This window comes from Betaproteobacteria bacterium, assembly GCA_016720855.1.
In the GTDB taxonomy this organism is placed as follows: domain Bacteria; phylum Pseudomonadota; class Gammaproteobacteria; order Burkholderiales; family Usitatibacteraceae; genus FEB-7.
This window is the reverse complement of sequence record JADKJU010000003.1, coordinates 396077-418316: the sequence shown is the minus strand read 5'-3', so window position 1 is coordinate 418316 and position 22240 is coordinate 396077. Positions and strand designations below refer to the sequence as shown.

Annotated in this window: 23 protein-coding genes; 8 read left to right on the top strand and 15 right to left on the bottom strand. The window is 65.5% G+C overall.

The genetic code is table 11. The features are described 5' to 3' along the window. Positions 1-29: 29 nt before the first annotated feature. The 3 genes from IPP91_15615 to IPP91_15605 all read right to left on the bottom strand — a co-directional run bounded on the left by IPP91_15615 (position 30) and on the right by IPP91_15605 (position 4136). The gene (locus tag IPP91_15615) at positions 30-1289 is read right to left on the bottom strand and encodes an OmpA family protein (GenBank protein MBL0143495.1); all 1260 of its coding nucleotides are present in this window, start codon (positions 1287-1289) and stop codon (positions 30-32) included. 75 nt (positions 1290-1364) lie between these two features. Further along, positions 1365-2348 (bottom strand): HNH endonuclease, encoded by a 984-nt coding sequence (locus tag IPP91_15610; GenBank protein MBL0143494.1) that lies wholly within the window; start codon positions 2346-2348, stop codon positions 1365-1367. Between the two features lie 12 nt (positions 2349-2360). Then, complete coding sequence (locus tag IPP91_15605) at positions 2361-4136, bottom strand: glutamine--tRNA ligase/YqeY domain fusion protein (protein ID MBL0143493.1); 1776 nt, start codon at positions 4134-4136, stop codon at positions 2361-2363. 241 nt (positions 4137-4377) lie between these two features. On the opposite strand from IPP91_15605, the gene IPP91_15600 reads away from it, so the two are divergent. The 3 genes from IPP91_15600 to IPP91_15590 all read left to right on the top strand — a co-directional run bounded on the left by IPP91_15600 (position 4378) and on the right by IPP91_15590 (position 5182). Continuing rightward, positions 4378-4617, top strand: a complete 240-nt coding sequence (locus tag IPP91_15600; protein ID MBL0143492.1) for a hypothetical protein — start codon at positions 4378-4380, stop codon at positions 4615-4617. An 89-nt stretch (positions 4618-4706) separates the two neighbouring features. Next, on the top strand, positions 4707-4901 hold the full coding sequence (locus IPP91_15595) for a hypothetical protein (GenBank protein MBL0143491.1): 195 nt from the start codon (positions 4707-4709) through the stop codon (positions 4899-4901). Continuing rightward, positions 4889-5182 carry a type II toxin-antitoxin system RelE/ParE family toxin gene (locus IPP91_15590; GenBank protein ID MBL0143490.1) on the top strand — a complete coding sequence of 98 codons (294 nt, stop codon included), beginning with the start codon at positions 4889-4891 and terminating at the stop codon, positions 5180-5182. Before IPP91_15595 ends, IPP91_15590 begins: the two co-directional genes overlap by 13 nt. Positions 5183-5251: 69 nt before the next feature. On the opposite strand, the gene IPP91_15585 is transcribed toward IPP91_15590, so the two are convergent. The 4 genes from IPP91_15585 to IPP91_15570 are packed head-to-tail and all read right to left on the bottom strand — an operon-like array spanning position 5252 to position 9227. Continuing rightward, on the bottom strand, positions 5252-6781 hold the full coding sequence (locus IPP91_15585; protein MBL0143489.1) for an acyl--CoA ligase: 1530 nt from the start codon (positions 6779-6781) through the stop codon (positions 5252-5254). Next, positions 6778-7215, bottom strand: a complete 438-nt coding sequence (locus tag IPP91_15580; GenBank protein ID MBL0143488.1) for a hypothetical protein — start codon at positions 7213-7215, stop codon at positions 6778-6780. The genes IPP91_15585 and IPP91_15580 overlap by 4 nt, the downstream gene beginning before the upstream one ends. Next, the gene (locus IPP91_15575; protein ID MBL0143487.1) at positions 7212-8237 is read right to left on the bottom strand and encodes a MaoC family dehydratase N-terminal domain-containing protein; all 1026 of its coding nucleotides are present in this window, start codon (positions 8235-8237) and stop codon (positions 7212-7214) included. The genes IPP91_15580 and IPP91_15575 overlap by 4 nt, the downstream gene beginning before the upstream one ends. A gap of 27 nt (positions 8238-8264) precedes the next feature. Beyond that, complete coding sequence (locus IPP91_15570) at positions 8265-9227, bottom strand: tripartite tricarboxylate transporter substrate binding protein (protein ID MBL0143486.1); 963 nt, start codon at positions 9225-9227, stop codon at positions 8265-8267. 132 nt (positions 9228-9359) lie between these two features. Here IPP91_15570 and IPP91_15565 point away from each other — a divergent pair, with 132 nt between their 5' ends. The 3 genes from IPP91_15565 to IPP91_15555 all read left to right on the top strand — a co-directional run bounded on the left by IPP91_15565 (position 9360) and on the right by IPP91_15555 (position 12733). Continuing rightward, positions 9360-10271, top strand: a complete 912-nt coding sequence (locus IPP91_15565) for a LysR family transcriptional regulator (protein MBL0143485.1) — start codon at positions 9360-9362, stop codon at positions 10269-10271. Between the two features lie 150 nt (positions 10272-10421). Then, a complete protein-coding gene (locus IPP91_15560; protein MBL0143484.1) occupies positions 10422-11834 on the top strand; it encodes a wax ester/triacylglycerol synthase family O-acyltransferase in 1413 nt (470 codons plus the stop codon). Continuing rightward, positions 11822-12733 (top strand): alpha/beta fold hydrolase, encoded by a 912-nt coding sequence (locus IPP91_15555; GenBank protein MBL0143483.1) that lies wholly within the window; start codon positions 11822-11824, stop codon positions 12731-12733. Before IPP91_15560 ends, IPP91_15555 begins: the two co-directional genes overlap by 13 nt. A 70-nt stretch (positions 12734-12803) precedes the next feature. Here IPP91_15555 and IPP91_15550 read toward each other — a convergent pair whose 3' ends face one another. Further along, positions 12804-13493 (bottom strand): nucleotide-binding protein, encoded by a 690-nt coding sequence (locus tag IPP91_15550; protein MBL0143482.1) that lies wholly within the window; start codon positions 13491-13493, stop codon positions 12804-12806. Between the two features lie 288 nt (positions 13494-13781). On the opposite strand from IPP91_15550, the gene IPP91_15545 reads away from it, so the two are divergent. Next, positions 13782-14927: an ammonium transporter gene (locus IPP91_15545; protein MBL0143481.1), complete on the top strand. Its 1146-nt coding sequence runs from the start codon at positions 13782-13784 to the stop codon at positions 14925-14927. A gap of 25 nt (positions 14928-14952) precedes the next feature. Here IPP91_15545 and IPP91_15540 read toward each other — a convergent pair whose 3' ends face one another. From IPP91_15540 to IPP91_15520, 5 genes are all read right to left on the bottom strand, one after another. Continuing rightward, positions 14953-15525 carry a DedA family protein gene (locus IPP91_15540; protein ID MBL0143480.1) on the bottom strand — a complete coding sequence of 191 codons (573 nt, stop codon included), beginning with the start codon at positions 15523-15525 and terminating at the stop codon, positions 14953-14955. Between the two features lie 44 nt (positions 15526-15569). Then, positions 15570-16379: a hypothetical protein gene (locus tag IPP91_15535; GenBank protein ID MBL0143479.1), complete on the bottom strand. Its 810-nt coding sequence runs from the start codon at positions 16377-16379 to the stop codon at positions 15570-15572. Continuing rightward, positions 16376-17257: a hypothetical protein gene (locus IPP91_15530; protein MBL0143478.1), complete on the bottom strand. Its 882-nt coding sequence runs from the start codon at positions 17255-17257 to the stop codon at positions 16376-16378. Before IPP91_15530 ends, IPP91_15535 begins: the two co-directional genes overlap by 4 nt. After that, entirely contained in the window at positions 17254-17952 is a 699-nt protein-coding gene (locus tag IPP91_15525; GenBank protein MBL0143477.1) for a hypothetical protein, read from the bottom strand. The genes IPP91_15530 and IPP91_15525 overlap by 4 nt, the downstream gene beginning before the upstream one ends. 62 nt (positions 17953-18014) lie before the next feature. Continuing rightward, positions 18015-19103, bottom strand: coding sequence for a trypsin-like peptidase domain-containing protein (locus IPP91_15520; protein MBL0143476.1), 1089 nt, complete (start codon positions 19101-19103; stop codon positions 18015-18017). A gap of 102 nt (positions 19104-19205) precedes the next feature. On the opposite strand from IPP91_15520, the gene IPP91_15515 reads away from it, so the two are divergent. Beyond that, a complete protein-coding gene (locus IPP91_15515) occupies positions 19206-19784 on the top strand; it encodes a DinB family protein (GenBank protein ID MBL0143475.1) in 579 nt (192 codons plus the stop codon). A gap of 51 nt (positions 19785-19835) precedes the next feature. On the opposite strand, the gene IPP91_15510 is transcribed toward IPP91_15515, so the two are convergent. Both IPP91_15510 and IPP91_15505 read right to left on the bottom strand, forming a co-directional pair. Then, positions 19836-20612, bottom strand: coding sequence for a dioxygenase (locus IPP91_15510; GenBank protein ID MBL0143474.1), 777 nt, complete (start codon positions 20610-20612; stop codon positions 19836-19838). Then, on the bottom strand, positions 20609-21841 hold the full coding sequence (locus IPP91_15505; GenBank protein ID MBL0143473.1) for an MFS transporter: 1233 nt from the start codon (positions 21839-21841) through the stop codon (positions 20609-20611). Before IPP91_15505 ends, IPP91_15510 begins: the two co-directional genes overlap by 4 nt. Between the last annotated feature and the right edge of the window lie 399 nt (positions 21842-22240).

The window sequence follows — 22240 nt, the reverse complement described above, 5'->3', positions numbered from 1 at the left end:
ATGTTTGGCTCATGGTCCTGCGGCCGACGTTACCGACGGGCAAGCTCCACGCGACGATTCTGGGCACGGCCCATGCCGGTGTCATTGCCGGCGACGGGCTTTGTGGCGCCGAATCCCACCGGGTCGAGCCGCGCTGCCACGATCCCCGCCTTCACCAGCCATGCCTTCACCGCCGCGGCACGACGCTCGGAGAGCGCCTGGTTGTGCTCAGGGGTGCCGGTGGCGTCGGTGTGGCCCTCGATCACGAAGCGCCACGAAGGGTTCTCGCGCGCGAGCTTCGCAATGCTGTCGAGAGCCGGCGTGGAGTCGTCCCGCAGCGTGTCCGAGTCGAGATCGAAGCGTATGCCATAGATGCGGGCCTTCTCGCCCCGGCCCAATTGCGCGGCGAGTTGCTTCGAGGCGCCCGCGGGCCCCCTCCAGTGTGCGCAGGCACCGGGCTTGTCGCCGGTCCGCGTGCCGCGCCAGATCTCCCCGCGCTTGTTGGTGAGTGTCTCGTACCACCACAGGCCGATGAACTGCTTTGCGTCAGGCGAGAAGACGAAGAACGCAGGACCGCGTGGCAGGGGACCGCCGGAAGAATCCTGCGCCCACGTGAATCGTGCGACACGGCCCTCGATGCCGCCGTTCTCCACCAGCCCGTGCTTGTACTCGTAGCAGCCGGTCAATGTGGAGCCCTGCTGGACCATGCGGAAGGTGCTGAAGTTCGTCCGGTAGGCACCGGTGAAGGAGGGCACCGGCGCCGGCTGGCCGAGAGCCTCGCCAAACGCCCTGAACTCGAACAGCTCGATGTATTCCGTCGAACCGTGGTTCGATTTCACCGTGAGGCGAATCCATCGGCCGGCGATGGGAGAGGCGATCGCGAAGCGCTGGCGGTCCTTGCGGGGCTCTAGCCGGACGGCCGCCACCGATCGAAAGCCGCCTTCCGCGGATTCATCGGAAATGTCGACGGTGATATCGGCCGCCGCGCGGCTGCCCTGCGAATCCCCGTCGACGCTGGCCGTGTCGAACTCAACGGAACGGATGAGCGACTTCTGAGCGAACTCGATCACGACCTCGTGAGGTCCCGCGACGAGGCCTTTCGGCGTCGCCCAGCCGGAGTCGGAACGCTCGTCCAGCAGCCAGTAGGCACTCCAGCTCTCGTCGAACTCGCGTGGGCGCTTGGCGATCCAGGCACCGGAGGCATAGGAGGCGAGGTTCGCTTCAAGGCCGGCGGGCGCTGAGTCGGCGCTTGCCGTATCGATCGGAAAGGCGAAGACGCCGACTGCGAAAATGACGAGGAAAGGACGCATGGGGCCGCCCTGGCGACGCGATCGGGGTATTTCACTCCAATTGGCGGCGGCACGCCACCGAAACGACCAGGGAGGCTAGCTGTGGTCGAGAAAGGGCGAGCGCAGCAACTCGTTTTCGCGATGGAATTGGAGATAGTGCCGCTGCCCCTCGGAGAAACTGCCAACGTTTCGGTGCGCTCGAGGATCAATTCCCATCCGCAGAAGCGAGGCCAAATGAGCAACCGGTGAAATCAATAAATCGCCATTGCCCTCGAAGCCAATGAAGCCGCGATCGAAGAGGTGGTCTATGGACGGGGTGAGTAGCAGACCATTCTCTCCGTCCAGTCGCTCCTCGTTGGTCGAGTTGCGCCAAGGCTTGCAGTGGCTCGCTCGCAAATGCTCTTCACGATCGACTCCAGTTATGCGGCAACGAGTCTCTCGCTTCATGACGCGTGACTTGAAGAGTCCTTGGCCACGCCGCGCCAGGACGATGGCCTCGCGATCAGTTTCCGGTACGTGGGCATCCGCGCGGACCTTCTCCAGTTCGTGCTCCTCCCACTGGATGAGACCAATTGCGGGTTGGATCGGGGAATCATCCATGGCGAAATGGCCCTTGACCAACGTGCGCGCTTCCGTCCCTACGAGGTCGATCATGGCGCCCGCGAATACGTCAGGCAATCGAGTCAGATACACGCCTTGAAGTCCCGATCCATTGGGACGAAGGGGCGAATATAGGCCGGGAAGCAACGGTCCAAGGATGTTCATGTGTTCGGAGGGCCGAATCGGCAGGCGGAGTTCCGTGAAGAACACGTCAACCCGCCAACCGATCGTTCCCCAGTAAGCCCCTGTCTGACCGAACTCAAGCGGTTTCGGGGCTTCGTAGCCATGCGATCGAGCGATCCCGATTGCCTTGATCAACGTATCAGCAAAAGAGAACACGACATCGCCCGGTGCAACTTCCCGCATGAAATCGTAGAAGGGATTCTGGTGCCCATTCGACTTGCGCTTAGGTGACCAAAGATATCCCCCCAACACCTCGTGTCGGTAGGTCTGATTCTGATTGACCCACCAGTAGCGCATGACTTTAGGGAGCTATCCCTTGTGAGATTGGTTTCCCCAGGAATCGCGGAGGGTAACGGTGCGCGTGATCGACGATGGTGATGTGCCCGTATCGAAGACGAAATACCCATGCCTCTCGAATTGAAACCGCTCCTCCGCCGTGGCCTCCTTCAATGAAGGCTCCAGATACGCCCGGATCACCTTCAGCGAATCCGGATTGAGATCGTCCAGGTAATTCCCCGTCGCCTTCCCCGGATTCGCCACCTTGAACAGCCGATCGTAGAGCCTCACCTCCGCCTCGTACGCGTGCGCCGCCGACACCCAGTGGATCACGCCCTTCGTCTTGTGGTGATCCGCCCCGGGCGTGCCCGACTTCGAGTCTAGGATGTACTCGCACATCACCTCGATCACCTTTCCGTGTGCATCCTTGGTGCAGCCCGTGCACTTCACCACGTACCCGTACTTGAGCCGCACCGAGTTGCCCGGGAACAGCCGGAAGTAGCCCTTGGGCGGTTCCTCGTTGAAGTCCTCGCGCTCGATCCACAACTCGCGGGAGAAGGGCATCAGGCGCTTGCCCCATTCCGGCTTCTGCGGATGGTTGGGCGCGAAGCATTCCTCGGACTGCCCCTCCGGATAATTGGTGATCAGGAGCTTGATCGGATCGAGGACGGCGATGCGGCGCGGAGCCACCTCGTTCAGGTGCTCGCGCATGCAATCCTCGAGCACGGAGGGATCGATCCAGTTGTCCGCCTTGCTCACGCCAATCCGCTCCGCAAACATCCGGAACCCCTCCGGCGTGTAGCCGCGACGGCGCGCCCCCACGAGCGTCGGCATGCGCGGGTCGTCCCAGCCATCGACGAACTTCTGCTGCACGAGCGTGAGAAGAAAGCGCTTGCTCATCACGGTGTGCGTGAGATTCAGGCGCGAGAACTCGATCTGCTGGGGAAGGGGCCGCTGCAGCATGCCGTGAGTGGCCAGCTTCTCCAGCACCCAGTCGTAGAACGGGCGCTGATCCTCGAATTCCAGCGTGCAGATGGAGTGCGTGATGCACTCCAGTGCGTCCTCGACGGGGTGCGCGTAGGTGTACATCGGGTAGATGCACCACTTGTCGCCGGTGCGGTGGTGGGTCGCGCGCTTGATGCGGTAGATGGCCGGGTCGCGCAGGTTGATGTTGGGCGAGGCCATGTCGATCTTCGCGCGCAGCACGTGGGCGCCGTCGGCGTGCTTGCCGTCGCGCATCTCGCGAAAGAGTGCCAGGTTCTCGGCCGGCATGCGTGTGCGGTAAGGCGAATCCCTCCCCGGCTCGGAGAAGGTGCCCCGGGTGCGCTGCATCTCGTCGGCCGACTGTGAATCCACGTACGCTTCGCCGTGCTCGATCAGGCACTCGCCGAACTCGTACATGAGATCGAAGTAGTCGCTGGCGAAGTAGAGGTACTCGTCATTCGCGCCGAAATCGAAGCCCAGCCACTTCACCGCGGCGATGATGGTGTCGACGTACTCCTGCTCCTCCTTCTCCGGGTTCGTGTCGTCGAAGCGCATGTGGCAGATGCCGCCGTACTCCTTCGCGAGACCGAAGTTGAGGCAGATCGACTTCGCATGCCCAATGTGCAGGTAGCCGTTGGGCTCCGGGGGGAAGCGCGTGCGGATCTTCGCGGGGTCCAGCGGCGCGTTGGCGTGCGCCTCCAGCTTGCCGGGCCTGCCGCCCCACTTGCGCTCGGCGTACTTGCCGGATGCAAGGTCCGCCTCGATGCGCTGCTTGATGAAGTTGGTGATGTGGGCGCCTTCCGGCGCCTTCGTATCGTTGGGCATGGGTTCTCGAGGCGGTTGCTGCGGTGCGGAAAGGGCTATTTTGGCTGATTCCGGGGTTTTGGGGACGGTTCTCCGGAACCGTCCCCAAAACCTGTCCCGTCAGCCGTTCCGGGGGCTGCCGCGTTTCAATGTAACGGGCCCGGATTCGGGTGGGCCGTTATGATCTTTCGGGTGCCTTGGGTGCCGATGCCAGGCGGTATCAGATCCAGGCTGTGAAGCTCGCCGTGGAGGAGTCGAAAAAATGAAGGACAGCGCTCGGTACGCCAAGATAGTTGAGTGGTCCGAGGAGGACCAATGCTATGTCGGGAGCTCCCCGGGCCTCGTCTATGGCGGCTGCCACGGCCCGGAAGAGAGGGCCGTGTTCGACGAACTCTGCCGGGTTGTCGAGGAGGCGATTGCGCTGTACCGGAGGGAGGGCAAGCCCTTGCCGCCGACCATCTCGGGCCGCGACCTCGCCAATCGGATGCAGGATGCGGCCTGACCTGCTGCACGAGTTCGCCTGATGCCGGTTCACGATGCCTTTCGGCCTCATCTACTTCGTCGATGCGGAAACCCTCGTCGTCGTGGTCGTTGCCCATCACCGGCGGCGCCCGGGGTACTGGCGATGATCGCAGGATTTTGGCAGACGGCTTCCTCGACCCCTATAGGCGTGAGCCGCGCGAATCCGGCATTGGCTTTGCCCATGAGGACGTGGCCGAGTGGCTGCGCGCCAAGGTCGCCGGAAAGAAGCAGAAACGGCTGAAGCCGGTGTGGTGGCGCAAGTAGTCTATGCGGCACGATCCATCGATGATCTCGGAAGGCTGGCTGAATTTCTGGTCGACGCGGCGCCGGAATCAGCGAGGTCCGCGGTGGATGCGATCATCGAGGCCTTCGGGATCCTGGAGCGCCACCCCCTCCTGGGACGACGGATCGGAGGGGAAATGCGGGAACTCGTCATATCCCGGGGTTCAACCGGGTGCCTCGCGCTCCACCGGTTCGATCCTTCAGGCGATACGGTGCGGATACTCCGCATCAGGCACCAGCGAGAAGCGGGATACGTGGATTGAATGGAGGTCCGCTCCTGCCCCGCGGGGCTGCATTCCGGGCGCGCGGCCCGTGAATTCGCAGCGACGGACCTACTCAGGCTCCCGCTGGGACAGATACACATCCCGGGCGGCCCGGCGCGAGATCTTGCCCACGGCGGTGCGCGGCAGCTTCTCCGTGCGGATCATGACGTCGGTGGGCTTCATATACGAACCCAGCTCCCGGGCAACATACTCGCGCACCTTCTCGGACGACACCGACGCATCGGGGCTGGCCTGGCACAGGACGATTGGTGTCTCGCCCCATTTTTCGTGCGGGATGCCGAACACGGCCACCTCGAGAACACCTTCGACCTGTCCCACGATCCGCTCGAGGTCGGCGGGATAGATGTTGTGCCCGCCGGAGATAATCATCTCGCCGACCCGATCGACCAGGTGCAGATAGCCGCGCTTGTCCAGTCGCCCCAGGTCTCCCGTCCTGAACCATCCGTCGACGAAGCTTTCCCTGGTCTGCTCGGGTGCGTTGTAGTACCCGTCCGCCATGCCGTCGCAACGCACCGTCACCTCCCCGATCTCGCCGACGGGGACCGTTTTCCCGCCTTCGTCCCTGAGTTCCAGGTCGACCAGGGGCAACGGCCTTCCCGCCGAGAGAAGTGGTTCGGCGTCGTCGCACTCCATGAACCATTCCTTCGGTCCCATGCCGGAGATGGGCACGGCCTCGCTCGTCCCGTACGTCTGGTAGAGCACATCGTCGCCGAAGCAGTCCCGTGCGGCCTGGATCACGCGCCGGCTGATCGGCGCCGAACCTATCGCGAGGCATTTCAACGCCAGTCTGGGAATGTCCAGACTCCCGGCGACGGCAGTGATCGAATCCAACAACGTTGGCGGCGCGAAGAGATACTGTATTTCCTCGCTGCGAAGCAGCTCGACGATGCGATCGGGCGCCGTCGAAGGCGAAAGTACCTGGCGGGCACCGGCGGCCCAAGCAGGAAGAAAGTAGTATCCGGAGGCATGGCTCATCGGCGCGACATGCAGCATCGAATCACCCGGTGCTATCAGCGGCTTGAACGCGACTTCGTCGCGCCCGATGCAGGCCCACTGGCGCTGCGTGCTGGTGATCCCCTTCGGACGCCCGGTCGTCCCCCCGCTGTGCCTGATCATGCTCAACCAGTTCTCGTCGATACGTACCGCAGGATCGATGTCGTCCTGATTCTCGAGCCAGCGCTCAAAAGCCGCCCCGCGCACCATCACGTTGCGCTCGCCCACCGCATCGACGATTTCGCTCACGACAGCGTCGCCGACCTCGTCATCCACGACGATGAATCGGCTTTGCGCGTTCTCGATCATCGACAGGTGCACGCTGACTGCGTTGCGCCAGTAGAGCGGCACCCGAACGAACCCCGCGATAGCTGACGCTATGTAGAAGTCGACGGACCATATCGTGTTCATTTCCAGAACCGCGACGTGGTCTCCAGGCTTCACCCCACGAGCCATCAGGCCCCGCGCCAAGCGCACTCCCCGGCTCCAGCACTCGTCGAAACTGAAGGCGCGGGATTCGGCGGCCACCGCGATGTGGCCACCGAATGCTCGCCGACTGCGTTCCATGAGGTCGCGCACATTCATCGCGTCGCCTCTGCGCCTTGGCTTCCCCGATCCTCCGTGCTCCCGGATGGCGGACGGAACTTCGCCCTGGGAACGATCGCGCGCGTATGCGCGGCTCGCGCGACGAGCGTCTGACCCTCGAACGACTCGACCTCCAGCTCGATGCGCCGGCCCGACACCTGCCGCACGGTTGCTCGCGTCACGATCTCGGCGCCGGCGTAGGACGGTTGCAGATGCTCGAACACCATCCGGGTTCCTACTGAGGTCAATTCATCGGGAAGTTCCCGCTCGACCAGTTGCAGGCTGGCGAGCTCCATGAGGAACATCACGGCGGGCGAGGCGAGAACCACGATGTCCGGCTTTCCGTAGCGGGGGGTCAGCAACGAATCGTCGACCGTCCTGACGATATCCAGGCTCTCTCCCTCGGCCGGCAGCTTCGGTTCCCCGGTGCTCATGCCGACACCCTTCTCTCCGTCGTGACGGCCTTCACCGTCGCCTCGCCGGTTCCCTTGACGATCCCCTCTTCGTCGACCAGCCAGAGATGAATCTTCGCGGTGCCATCGCGGATCGAGTGAACCCTGCTGAAGCTGATCAGCGTCTCGTTCGGGTACACGGCCCGGCGCTGCACGTTCTCGTAGTCGCTGATCCACCAGCCGGGCCCGAGCGATTCCTCGAGCGCGGCGACCATGACGGAGGCCAGCTGTGGGCCCGCCACGATGTTCCGGCCGCCGCCGTACCGGTGCGACTTGGCAAAATCCGGGTCGTAATGCGTCGGCGAGTACTCGCTCACCGCGGCCAGCCATCCCATCATCGACATCCAGGTGAACTTCGGATGGCGTTTCAGGTGGGTAGTTTGATCGACCTTGAAGGCGGATTCGACGTCCACGGCGCGCAACCATGTCGGCGTCCCCGAATCCGGTGGGAGGTCGACCCTGTTATCGGCAGGAGACGTGAGCTCCCCGGATTCGCCGAAGTCGAGGGCGATCCCCTTGCGAATGAGCCGTGCAGCCAGCTCGTTGCGCTGGTTGTACATGCGCCACTCGTCGCTGAAGAACTCCAGCTCTCCATGACGGCCGGTCTTCTTGTAGCTGGGCAGGATCGTGGCAGTGACGGCGAGGATGTCTCCGCTCAGGATCGGGCGATGGTAGTGAAAATCGTCGCCGGCGTGAAGCTGTGCGCGGCCGGACGGAAGCCCGGCGATGATCGTCTGTTCGTAGACCCGATAGGCGCGTGTATTGTTGAGCAGATAGAACAAGTACGCATGCGGCGCTTCGATCGGGCCCCGGCTGGCGCCGGACAGCAGTCGCCAGTCGTGCGCGGCTCCGCACGCGTAGGCGACCTGCTCGATGGATTTGTCGTCGACAACGATCAGATACGGCTCCGAGGTTCGACCAATGAACGTTTCCGATCGGCCGCTGTTTGCATAGTCCAGCAGCAGGCTCTGAACGTTGGATGTCCCTTTACCGATGTAATGCATAGCCGATCCTTTTCGATGAGGCCCCGGTCACTCCGGTTTCATTCCGAGGCCCTTGACCAGCTGTCCCCACTTGTCCGTCTCGACGGACAGGAAATTCCGGAATTCCTCCGGAGAGCCTCCGCCCGCAATGGCGCCGGCCGCCGTCAGTTTTTCCACGGTGTCGGGCGAGCGCACCGCCCAGGTGATGTCGTCGGCGAGCTTCTGAATGATCGCGGCGGGCGTTCCCCCCGGCGCAAGGACGCCGTACCAGGCCGCCGCTTCGTAACCCGCGAGCCCCTGCTCGATCATGGTCGGGGTATTCGGCAGCCACGGCACCCGTTTTGCGGAGGTGACCGCGATCGCCTTCAACTTCCCGGACTTGATGAGCTGCAGCGACCCGTTGTCGAACATCATCGAAACCCGTCCCGCCATCAGGTCGACCTGCGCCGGCGCGCTGCCCTTGTAGGGAATGTGGTTGAGCCGAAGGCCGGCCATCTTCGCAAACAACTCGCCCGAGAGGTGCGTGGAGGTGGCCTGACCGGTCGAGGCAAACGAGATCGACCCCGGCTCCGCACGGGCCAGTTTGATCAGGTCGTCGAGCGAATTGACCGGCAGCCCGGGATACACCACGAGAACGTTCGGAATCGTCGCAAGCAGCGTCACGGGCACGAGGTCCGTGGCGGTGTTGTACGGAAGCTTGGCGATCAGCATGGGATTCAGCGCGAACGGCATGGCCGTGAGGAGAACGGTGTGCCCATCCGGCGCCGCCTTGGCGACCGCGTCGGTCGCGATGACCGTATTGCCCCCCGGCTTGTTCTCGACGATCACCGGGACGCCCCATCGCTCAGTCAGCTTCGCCGCCACCAGCCTTGCCTGGAGGTCGGTGGCCCCCCCTGGCGGGTACGCGACGACGATGCGCACCGGCTTTGTCGGCCATGACTGCGCGCTCGCCGACATCGGTGCAAGCAAGGAAAGCGCTGCTGCGAGAAGAGCGGCAACTGCTCGGATCATGGCGGGTCTCCTTTCCAAGAGATGATTCACTCGACGAATGTGAACGGTTCTTCCGATCAACGATTGAGACCATACGGCAGCCGCACCGGCGGAACTAGCCCGTGATCTGGTTAGCTGGTATACATTCTGCGCATGACGGACAGCCCACCCAACCTCGAAGCCCTTCGACTCTTCGTAAAGGCGGCCGAACTGGGCAACCTGTCGCATGCGGCAGCCGTCTTGGGGACGACGCAGCCTTCTGTGAGCCGGGCGCTGCGCGCGCTGGAGGACAGCCTGCGGGCCACGCTTTTTCACCGTACCGGTCGCGGCGTGAAGCTCACGGCAGTCGGCGAGCAGACCTTGCTGAGGGCCCGGGCACTGCTGGCCCATGCCGATCAGTTCTCGGCCGACATCCGCGACCAGACGCGCACGCCGACCGGCACGGTGACGGTGGCGCTTCTGACCATGTACATGCGGATGCTGGCCGCCGAACTTTTCGAGGACGTGCGCCGGCAGTTTCCCGGCATCGTGCTTCGCCTGCTGGAGAGCTTCAGCGTGGAGCATGAGGACTGGCTGTCGAACGGCTGGGCCGATATCGCGTTGGTCACCCGCTATCGCAAGACGGGCCTGGAAAAGCAGGATGTGCTCGCCATTTCGGACGTGATGGTGGTGGGCAACCCCGATCTCGGGGAAGATGGCAACGAGCTGCCTTTCTGCGCGCTGGCATCGATACCGCTGGTGCTGCCGGCCGCGCCGAACGAACTACGGCTCCGCGTCGACGAGGAAGCCCGCCGCCGTGGATTCCGCCTGAACGTGGTGCTGGAGGCCGACTCGGTCGAAGCCCAGCACGCGATCATCTCGCGCGAGCGCTGCTACGCGCTCTGGAGCCAGCACTCGGTACGGCTACAGCGGTTTGATGCGTATTTCGCGGCGCGCCGCATCACCGACCCCAGCCTGCCCCGCTGCGTAATGATGAAGACCACGACCCACCACCCGCTCAGCCGCGCGTCACGCGAAGTCGCGCGGATCTTGCGCCACCTGGTCCTCGCGGTCCACGCGTCGTAGCTTCCGAGCCCGGCGGTGCGCCGGCCGGCGCTTTCGGGATACGCATGGCTGCATTCCAGCCGCGCAGTGCGCTACCATCAGCCACCCCGCAAAGACGGGCCGCGGCCGCTCCGTTCCGGCAACCGCGATACGACAAGGCCATTCTTCCCGGTGAATCCGCTCTCAGGCCTCGACGCGGCGTTCCTCTACCTGGAAACGCCCGAAACCCCGATGCACGTGGGCTCCCTGCACCTGTACCAGGTGCCGGCCCGCCAGCGCGCCACCTTCTACGACCGCGCGGTGAAGCACATCGCAGGCCGCCTGCACCTGGCCCCCGTCTTCACGCGCCGCATCGCCACGCTGCCCCTGGCCATCGCGAGTCCGATGTGGGTGGAGGACCAGGAAATCGACCTCGGCTATCACATGCGCCGGATCAGGCTCCCTAAACCCGCCACGATGGCGACGCTAGAGGCCACCGTCGCGAAGTTGCACGGCGAGCCGCTCGACCGCAACCGCCCGCTGTGGGTCTTCACCGTGATCGAGGGCCTCGCCTCGGGTCAGGTCGCGTGGTACTCGAAGATCCACCACGCCACCCTCGACGGGGCGGCCGGCGTGCAACTCGTCACGGCCATCCTCGATACCTCGCCCGTGCCGCGGAAGGTGGCGAAACCGAAGAAGCGCGTGCTCGACAGGACGCCCGGCACGGGCGAGCTGCTGGCCGCCGCGCTGCGCAAGAGCGCGGGCGAGTACACCAAGCTCATCCGCCAGATTCCGGAGCTGGCCCGCGTCGTCAAGGCGGGCCTGGCTTCCGGCACCGGAAAGGCCGGCGCGTCGAAGGGCAAGGCGCCGGGTCGCGGCTTGCCCATCGGGCCCACGACGGTGCTCAACGTCCCGATCACCGCCGAGCGCACGTTCGCGACGGCTTCCCTTCCGCTCGCCGAGATCAAGGCGATCGCCAGGCGCCACGATGCGAAGATCAACGATGTCGTGCTCGCCCTGGTGAGCGGTGCGCTTCGCCGCTATCTCATGCACCACGGGTCGGTGCCCAGGAGCCCGCTGGTGGCCGCGATGCCGGTTTCGCTCCGGGCCGAAGGCGACACGAGCTACTCGACGCAGGCGACGATGGTGCTTGCCAACCTCGCCACGCACCTCGCCGATCCCCTGAAGCGCCTGGAGGCCATTCGCGCCTCCGCCGGCAACGCGAAGGCCATCACATCGAAGGCGAAGTCGATCATCCCCACGGATTTCCCCTCGATCGGCGCGCCGTGGGTGCTGGCAGCCGCGGCGCGCGCCTACGGCTACACGCAGGGAGTGAAGGCGTACCCGCCACTCGCGAACCTGGTGATTTCGAACGTGCCCGGCCCGCAGGCGCCGCTCTACCTCGCCGGCGCGAAGATGCTCACCTACTGGCCCGTCTCCATCGTCGAACACGGACTGGGCCTAAACATCACGGTGGAAAGCTACTGCGGCTCGCTCGATTTCGGGCTGCTGGCCGCGAAGAAGGCGGTTCCGGATATCCACCGGCTGGCGCGCGCATTGCACGAGTCCCACGAGGAACTGAAGACGATGCGATGCCCACCGTAACGGCGAACGGAATCTCGCTCGCGTACGAAGTCGCCGGTGATCCGGGCTCCCCCGCGCTGGTGCTGATCATGGGGCTCGGCATGCCGCTCGTGTTCTGGCCGGATGCCTTCGTGGACGGGCTCGTGAACGCCGGATTTCGCGTGGTGCGCCTCGATAACCGCGATTGCGGGCTTTCGCAGCGTATCGACGAAGGCCCGCATCACACGCCGATCCCGGTGGCGATGGCGCGGTCGGTGATGGGGGTTCCGGTGAACGCGCCCTACAACCTCGCCGACATGGCGCAGGACGTGGTGGGCCTCCTGGATTCGCTCTCGATCGACAAGGCGCATGTCGCCGGGGCTTCGCTGGGCGGCATGGTCGCGCAGGTGCTGGCGGCGCGGTGGCCGATGCGCGTGATGAGCCTTGCTTCGATCATGTCGTCGAGCGGCAACCCCTTCGTCGCCATGGCACGGCCGCGCGCGTTGAGCGCGATCCTGCATCGCCCGGACAACCCGAAGGATCCCGCCAGCGTCACCGAACACCTCGTGCACGTGATGGGCGTGATCGGAAGCCCCGGATTCCCCGCGGACGCCGTGGCCTTGCGGGGGCTTTGCGAGCGCGCGGCGAAGCGCGGCTACGATACCCGCGGCACGGCGCGGCAGATGCTCGCCATGCTGGATTCCGGGGATCGCCGGCGGGAACTGGACACGATCCGCGTGCCCACGCTCGTCATCCATGGCACCGACGATCCGCTGGTCCCCAAGGCGGCAGGGCGCGAGGTGGCGCGCCATGTGCCCGGGGCGAAGCTCCTCGAGTTCGACGGCATGGGTCACGACCTGCCCGCCGCGCTCATCCCGCAGATCGTCGCCGCGATCGTCCAGCATTGCCGGGCCGCCAGACAGGACAACGGCGCTCGATGACGTAAATGGGGTCGGATTGCCTTGCACAAGAAATGTGCAAGGCAATCCGACCCCATTTACCTGCTGCGCCCTACTTCTGAAGCGTCGCTTCCTCCACCAGTACCTTGTAGGAGTAGCCCGACCCGAAGTCCGCATCGGTGCGCACGAGCCCCTTGGCGTTCACGATGTCGCCCACTGCGGCCACCTGCTTGGTGGTCACCAGCAGGTCGTTCGAGCCGTCCGTGGACGACCCCGTTCCGTCGCGCAGGTGCACCCAGTTCTTGCCCATGATCTCGGCGGAAAACTTCACCACCTTGCCGCGAACGATGACGGTCTTGCCCTTGAGCTGGGCCTTCTGGGCGGTGACCTCGGCCACGGTGCGGGCATCGGGGCCGGCGGCCTTGGCGACTTTCTCGACCGGCACGTCCGGGGTCTTCGCGATGCCGGAATGCGCCGACATCACATCGGCGCTCGCCGTCGCCCCGCCCGCGCCGGCCAGCGACCCGAAGACGATCTTGTCGAAGGTCCGCTTGAGCGACTTGCTCTCGAACCCCGACATCACCATCGGGTTCTCGATCGTGACTTGCGTGCCTTTCTTGACGGGCGCCTTTGCGACCGCGGCCCAGGTTTCCCCGCCCGTGGTCTTCAGGCGCAGGTAGGTGTAGGGGTTGGCGTCGATTACCTCGAGCACCTCGCCCTTCAACGGCGCGGCAGCGGGCGGATTGGCCGCCCATGACGCGCCCAGGAAAAGCGTGAGAAAAATCGCGAGCAGCGTTTTCATGCGGAGCAGGTCCCTTCGAATGGGCAAGCCCGCATGGTGCGGGAACGGCGCGGCGAGGGCTTGAGGCAGGTCAATCGCCGCACCCCGGTGTGCCGGGAGGACTTCTCGCCGGGCATCGCCGGCCTGGACGGCGCGGGGGCCAGGGCCGGCGCTGCCGGGGGCAGGCTGTATAGTTATGCCACGACCGCGGCGTGCGCGGCACGGATTCCAAACTCACCCGCCCCGAGGAACATCACGGAAGCCCTCAAGACGTCGTCCGACGTCCTCTTCATCCTGCTTGGCGGCATCATGGTTCTTGCGATGCACGCCGGATTCGCCTTCCTGGAACTGGGCACCGTCCGGCGCAAGAACCAGGTGAACGCCCTCATGAAGATCCTCGTGGATTTTTCCGTATCCACGATCGCCTATTTCTTCATCGGCTACTCGCTCGCCTACGGGGTGAACTTCTTCGCCGGCGCGGAGAGCCTGGCGGCGAAGAGCGGCTACGAGCTGGTGAAGTTCTTCTTCCTCCTCACTTTCGCGGCCGCCATACCCGCCATCGTCTCGGGTGGCATCGCGGAGCGCTTCCGCTTCAACCCGCAGATCATCGCCACCTTCCTCCTCGTGGGTTTTCTGTACCCCTTCTTCGAGAGCATTGCGTGGAACCAGGCTTTCGGCTTCCAGGCATGGGTGAAGGGCGCTTTCGGCGCGGAGTTCCACGACTTCGCCGGCTCCGTGGTCGTGCACGCGATGGGCGGGTGGGTTGCGCTCGCGGCAGTGTTGCTGCTGGGACCGCGGCACGGGCGCTACACGCGGGACGGGCACGTGGTGGCCTTTCCACCCTCCAACATCCCGTTCCTCGCGCTCGGCGCCTGGGTGCTGACGGTGGGTTGGTTCGGGTTCAACGTGATGAGCGCGCAGACAATCGACAAGATCACGGGGCTCGTCGCCGTGAACTCCCTGATGGCCATGGCGGGCGGCACGCTCGCGGGCCTGGTGGTGGGTCGCAATGACCCGGGCTTCGTGCACAACGGTCCGCTGGCGGGCCTGGTGGCGATATGCGCGGGCTCCGACGTGATGCATCCGCTGGGCGCGCTCGCCACGGGAGCGGTGGCGGGCGGGCTCTTTGTGGTCATGTTCAACTCCACGCAGAACCGGCTGAAGATCGACGACGTGCTGGGCGTGTGGCCGCTGCACGGGCTTTGCGGCGCGTGGGGCGGCATCGCCTGCGGCATCTTCGGCTCGAAGGCGCTGGGCGGGATGGGTGGCGTCTCGTTCATGAGCCAGCTCGCGGGAACCGTCCTCGGCGTCACGATTGCGCTGGCAGGCGGCTTCGCGATCTACGGGTCGCTACGCGCCACCGTCGGCATTCGCCTCGATCTCGAGGAGGAATTCGAGGGCGCGGACTTGTCGATTCACAGGATCACGGCCACGCCGGAGCGCGAGGAGCGGTAGCAGCCTCGGCCGAACACCTCGTGAATCATTCCGGCGCCCGCGATTCGCGCGAGCGCCGCAGGCGGTGGAACACGACGCCACCTATGCCGGCCGCCACGATGGCCGCGAAGAGCCACCCTTCGTAACGGTGCACGTCCACGAGGAAAGCCTCGACGGCCTGCCCGAACACCCATCCCGCCCCCGCGACGAGCGGCGCCCAGATCGCGGCGCCGATCGCGTTGAAGACGACGAACTTCCACGACGGGCATCGTCCCATGCCGAGCAGGATCGGGCCCAGGACGCGAAAGCCGTACAGGAACCGGATCATCACGATGAGCGGCGCGTGCCAGCGCGCAAGCATCTCGTCGAAGCGGTGCCCCCTTGCCTGCGCGTCGGGGAATTTCGCCAGGATCTGCGCACCCTTGCAGCGGCCGAGAAAAAAGTAGAACTGGTCGCCGGCGAAACCGGCAATGCCCGCGATCCACACGACGGTCGCGAAATCGAGGTAGCCGCGGTGTGCCGCGAAGCCCGCGAGGGCAAGGATCGTTTCGCCTTCGACAAAGGCGCCCAGGAGCACTGCGTAGTACCCGTATTGCGCAACGAGGCCCGGAAAGTCCATGGCCGGCCATGATAGCGCCTGTCCCGTCGCTATCGGGATTCACCCTACGCGGGCGGCGTCAGCTCATGCATGCACAGATCCATCCTGATGTCCCCGAGCGGGCGCCTTTCGCAGACCGTCGCCGTTTGGGGATCGTGGCTGGTGACCCGCTCCTCGAGCGCCTCCCGTTCGCGCACCGCGGCATCCCAGGCGGGCGTGCCGGTATTCGCCTGACGCTTGCCGACCAGGGATATCGCGTCGAGTGCGGCGGCGGACCCGATCCCGGAGCCCGCATTGCCCGGGTGTCTTTCGAAGTAGTCCAGGTACCAGGCCGCTTGTTCCTCCACCCAGGCGCGCACGGCGGGCTCGCTTGCGGTTTCGTAGTAGGCGTAGGCGAGATTCCTCACGACGATGGCGCGTGCGGTGTCGGCGCTCCACCCTTCGCCCGGGCGATTCGGGTCGGCGAGATCGTCCAGCACCCCGCGAAGCCGAGCCAGCCCTTTCTCGCGCTTGCCGCTCTGCAGGAGGGCCACGCCATGGTTGTTGGCCAGCCGGACCGCGGCCAGCCGGGAGAGCCCGCTCGTGTAGGAAGCCAGAAGGCGCTCCTGCAGGGGCAGCGAGAGCTCGGGCTTGCCAGCCTGCGTGGAGGCCTCGATTGCGCATTCGGCGAACATGAGGGAGCCTTCGACGTTTTTCGTCCCGTCGCTCCTGCGGAAGGCCTTGTCGCAGGCGGCGAAGGCGGCGTCCCAGTGCTTGCCCATCCACATCGCCATGACCGCATCCTTCGATTCGGCCGGATTCGGGCCGGAGCGCCCGCAGGCGCCGAGGGCCAGGGCGAAGAGAACGGCGATGATCGGGGCAGGGACGCGATTCATGCCGGCGGGCTCAACTCGCGCATGCATACTTCCAGCAGCAACTCGCGCAGCGGCAGGGTCTCGCAGCCCCGGGCAATCTGGGGGTTTTGCGCATCGATTTCCGCTTCGAGCGGCTCCCACGCGTTCGCCATGGCTTCCCACGCCGGCGTTTCGGGAAGGGCCTGGCGGCGTCCGATCTCCACGAGCGCGCGCATGGCCGACGAGGCACCCATGGACAGGTGCACGCCTCTTTCGTTTCTTTCCATGTGCTCGAGAAACGCAGCGCCCTGTTCCCTCACCCACGCCCTTGCTTCGGGATCGCTCGCTGTTTCATACCAGGCCCGCGCGAGGTTCTTCACCAGCATGGCCCGCGCCGGGAAGGAGCGCGAGGCGCCCAGGTAGTACGGCGATCCCGCATAAACCTCCAGGGCGTCGCGCAGCACCGCGATGCCCTGCTCGCGCCGACCCTGCTCGATGAGGAGGACGCCATCGTTGTTGGCGAGGCGGTGGCGGCCGCTCGAAGCGCGCAGCATGCCGGGATAGGCCTGGAACAGCCGCTGGAGGTGGGGCAGGGCCAACCCCGGCTTGCCCATGCGCGCGGCGGATTCACCGACGCACTCGGCCGCGGGAATCACTTTCGTGTCGCCATCGCGATCCGCGTACTTGAAGGCGAGGTCGCACGCGGCGAATACGTCGCTCCAGCGATTGAGCGCCAACTGCTTCGCGGCCAGGATCATCGCCTCGCCATAGTTCGCGGGCGCCGCGGGTGCCGCGGGGCCCTTGCCGCATCCGGCCAGGGCCGCTGCGATGGCCAGCGATGCGGAAATCAGGAAGCGAGGGCCGGAGGGCATGAGGTCGATGGGGGACGTGTTCGCGAACACGCCTCCGAATGGGTTCATGGGAGGAAGGGGGCGGTTTCCCAGTGGAAGCCGAGGGACCAGTAGCGGTCTTCCACCGAGCCACCGGAACGAGTGACGTAGGTGAGGTCGATGTCGAACTTGTCGAAGAGCGCGTAGCGGCCGCCGGCGCGGATGAAGGGGTTCCTCGAGTTCTCGCCGAAGGCCTCCGCCAGCAGCGTGAGCCGATCGGTGGCGGGTTTCTCGATTGCAACGCCCCACAGCGTGAGGTTTCGGCCCTCATCGCGCACGCGAGCGGTGCCGATGTTCAGGTGCAGCAGGGCGCGCGTCTCCTTGTCAGCACCGAAACCGATGCTCAGCGGCACGATGAAATACGGGTCGCCCCAGTCGTTTTTCTCCTCACGCTGGGGGTATCGCGAAAGCCCCGCGACAAGGCCGATCCCCCAGTCACCGTCGTCCACGCTTTTGAAGGCGTGCTTGGCCTGCACGAAATTCAGTACCGTGGCGCTCCGGCCGCCCGCCCATGCGCGGGAGGCGCCTGCCTGGAATTCCGTGTCGAACCAGGAGCAGGCGGGGACGAAGAAAGCCCCGGTGACATCGCCGCGCGTGCGGTCCACCCACGACTCGAGCTGGCAGGCCTTGTCCTCGAGCGTCGAGGCGTCCTCGGTGCTGAGCGGGCGGCCGGCCAGCGCGAGGCCGGGGAGCACCAGGGCGAGGAGGAAGGCGGAAATTCTCACGATCGGATCTCGAAACGCCCCTTGGCGGGGTCTTGCGGCAAGGAGGGCGAAGGCGGTCGGCGCTAGCTCGGCGCCATTGACCGGGACATCGATTCCGTGAGCGGATTCGTGGCACTGCGCGAGCGGATGTTGGCGATCCAGTCCGCGGGCACGGCGAAGTTCAGGTTCTGCCCGGTGCGGTGCTGGAAGGTCATGATGCCCACGAGCCGACCATAGACGTCGAAGAGCGGTCCGCCGGAGGAGCCGGGGGAGATCGGCGCGGTGGTCTGGATGACGCGGCCCTGGGGCAGGTCGCGCATGCCGGAGACGATGCCGTCGCTGATGGTGAGGTCCAGTCCCTGGGGCGCGCCGATGGCGAAGACTTTCTGGCCCGTCTTGAGGGATTCGGCCGTGCCGATGGTGACGGCGGGCGCGGTGAGGCCGGTCACCGAGAGGCGGCAAAGGTCGTATTCCTCATCCGCGATCTCGATGCTGGCCGAGAACTGCTCGCTGCCCACTTTGACGGTGAGGCTCCCGCCGGCCGTGGCCACGTGGCAATTCGTGATGACGCTGCCCACGCCGATGACAACGCCGCTTCCCAGCCCCACCGCGCGGCCGGACACGTCGTGAACTGTGATGCGCGCGGTGCTGCGCGAAAGCTCGCCGAAGAGTTCTTCCGCGTTGCGCGGCATGAGGACGGGAACGACCGGGGCCTGCGGGACCTGCACTGACGCTTCCGGCCTGAGCTGTTTCTGGGCGACGATCGCGGCCTGGGGCTTCGGGGGCGATCGCGCCAGCCAGAAAGCCAGCAGTGCGAGCAGGAGCGCGCCGCCGGTGAGGACGAACTTGTTCTTCCACACCGGTCCGGCTTCGGGCTCCTCAGGCTCGAGGATCAGGTCGGGGCTCAGTGCTGCCTGCCTGGCCGCGGCCTTCTCGGCCATCGTGATGAGCTTTGCGTCGTAGGCCGCGCGCTCGTTGGGCATGCACAGGACGTGATAGGCCTCGTGGACGAGATTGACCTCGTTTGGATCCGCGCCGGCGTCACGCTGCAACGCTTCCGTCCGCGTCTTGTACGCGATGTGGATGTCGATGGCGTTCGCTTCCTTGTCCACGCCAAGGATGTCGTAGAGGGTGCGCTTTCTTGCAGGCGCGGGGGCGGGCGGGGTGGCCATGGCCCAATGATCCGGCTTTTCGGGCGTCGGGGCAAAGGGCACCCCAATTCCTGTAACAATGGGGTCAGGTTCGCGAACCTGACCCCATTGTTACAGTCCCCGATGATTACGCTCGAACGTCACCTCACGGCATGGGCCTGGCAGAATGCCTGGGCCAACCATCGGCTACTCAAGGCCTGCGCGGCCTTGTCGCAGGCCGATTTCGTCGCGCCCCGCACCAGCTACTTCCCCTCCCTCAAGGCCACGCTCAACCACATCGTGACCGTGGACTGGCTGTACGCCGATGCGATGGAACGGGCGATGGCGGACCTCGATCCGAATCCGGACGTCGCGGGTTTCTTCAGGCCCGAGGAGCCCTTCGAGCGAGTGGCGGACCTGGCGTCTGCGCAGGGCGCGGTGGACCGGCGCTTCATCGCGCTTTGCCAGTCGATGACCGCCGCCGACCTGGAGCGCCCCGTGGTCATCCTGCGCCGCAAGGGCCGCGTCGAGGAGGCGATGCACCGGCTGCTCGCGCACGTCTTCAGCCACCAGGTCCACCATCGCGGGCAGGCGCACGCCATGCTTGCCGGCACGTCGGTGGCCCCGCCGCAGCTGGACGAGTTCTTTTGCGCCAATGAGGCGGACCTGCGCGCCGCTGATTTCGCCGCGCTCGGCTTCTCCGAGAAATCGATCTGGGAATGAAAACCTTCGGTGCCAGGCACCGTTACTTGAAAAAGGGTTCTGTCCCCTTTCTCATTCGCCGAAGGCGTAGCAGTCCATGCCGAGGCAGCCCATGTCGAAGCCCAGGGCCATGTGGCGCGCGGGCAGGCCGCCGGCGCCCAGGGCCACGAAGAACGGCACGAGGTGGTCCTCGGAGGGATGGGCGAGTTCGGCCTGCGGCGCGAGCTTCCGGTAGTCCGCGAGGTCGTCGATCGCGGCCTCATCGACCTTTTTCGCCATCCAGTCGTTGAACGCCACCGCCCATGGTATCGGGGCAGGCGCGCCGCCTTCCCAGTCCAGTTCCTCGAGGTTGTGCACGATTCCGCCGGAGCCGATCACGAGCACGCCCTGTTCCCGCAGCGGCGCGAGCGCCCGGCCGATCTCGAGGTGGTGGCGCGCGCCCAGATCCGGCTGCACCGAGAGCTGCGTGACGGGAATGTCGGCGTCGGGATACATCCAGCGCAGCGGCACCCAGCCGCCGTGGTCGATGCCACGGTCCGGGTCGCTTGCGGGAGCCTGGTCGATGGCGGCCAATAAACCCGTCACATGCCTCGCAAGGTCCGGCGCCCCGGGCGGCCGGTAGCGAACGCGGTAAAGCTCCTCGGGAAAGCCCTGGAAGTCGTGGATCGTCTCCAGCCTCGGGGCGGTGGACACGACGGGAAAGGGCGTGTCCCAGTGCGCCGACACCATGAGGATGGATTCCGGCCGCCCGAGCACGACGCCCAGCTCCGCCCAGGTGTGGGTGAAAAAGGTGTTTGCCAGCGCCAGCGTCGGCGCACCGTGGGAAAGGAAGAGGGCGGGAAAGGTCATGGCGTCTTGGGAGGAAAGGCGGTGGCGTGCCCACGGCGTTCATCCACCGCGGACAGGCATGCTATCGCGATCACGAAGAATACGCCGGTCACGAGGATTGCGAGGCGGTGGTTGCCGCCCGTGCCCCAGGTGACGGCGCCGTAGGTGACGGGGCCGAGGATGGAGGCAAGCCGCGTCGCCACGCCCCACAGCCCGAAGAATTCCCCGCTGCGATCCGGCGGGGAAAAATAGGCGACCAGCGCGCGCCCCGCGGACTGCGACGAGCCCATCGCGAGCCCCGCGAGGTTCGCCGCGACCCAGAACACCACCTGTGTGGTGCCGAAGTACGCCACGACGACCATCACGATCCACCCGTAGAGCGTGAGCCGCAGCGCGCGCACCTTGCCGATGCGGTCCTGCGCGTAGCCGAAGCCGAACGCGCCGATGGCCGCCGTCACGTTCACCGCGAGGACGAGCAGGATCGTGTCCTTCGTCTCGAACCCCATCACCTGCTCGGCATAGATCGCCGCGAGCGCGATGACGGTCGCCACCCCTGCCTGGTAGAACGTGCCGCAGACGAAGACCGCGGCGAGGTCGCGATACGAAGTCGCCTGCCTCGCGGTGCGCGCCAGGCGGGCGAAGGCGTGCGACTGGCGTGCGGCGGTCGGAACGGGCACGGCGCGCTCGCGAAGCAGGAGGAAGGTGGGGAGCGAAGCGAGGGCGAAGACGCCTGCCGTGATCAGCATGGCCCCGGAAACGGATTGCGCGGTGGTCGAGCCGCGCGCCGGCGCGCCCATCACCCACGCGAGGCACAGGCCCAGGGAGAGGATGCCGCCGCAATATCCCAGACTCCATCCCCAGCCCGAGACCTTGCCCGTTGCCGCAGGGCGAGCCAACTCCGTGAGGAACGCGGCCGCCAGGTTTTCGCCAAGCGAATAGGCGACGTTGGACACGATGATGAAAGCGACAGCCCAGGCAACGTCCCCGGGACCGGCACCGCTCAGGAGCGCCGTGCCGGCCACGCAAACGACCGTGGTCGCCGCGAGAGCGCGCTTCTTGGCGGCACGCCCGTCGGCCCACGCGCCCACGATGGGCCCCGCCACCATCACGATCGCATAGGAGATGCCCAGCGCCACCGTCCACGCAAACGTGGCCCAGGGGGCGTTTGCCGCCACCGTCGCCACGAAGTACGCGTTGAACACGGCAGTGAGCACGACGGTCGTATAGCCGGAATTGGCGAAGTCGTACATCGCCCAGCCGAATACTTCGCGTCGGCGTACACCGGGGTTCAGCGCGGAGGGGGCGGTGGCGTTCAAGGAATGGAGAAATCTTTAGAACACGGATGAACACGGATGAACACGGATAAATACTGATAAATATCGATGCACACGAACGAACACGGATGAATGCAGGCAATTTGGTGGAGCAGGAATGTGGAGGCTGGCTCCAGGCGCCAATCGATCACGAGTCCGCCTGCGGCTTTCGGTGACGGCCCATCACTTGTCTTCATCCGTGTTCGTTCGTGTTCATCGGTATTTATCCGCGTTCATCCGTGTTCGTTCGTGCTCATCGATATTTATCAGTATTTATCCGTGTTCATCCGTGTTCATCCGTGTTCTAAAGATTTCTCCATCCCTTGAACGCTTCCG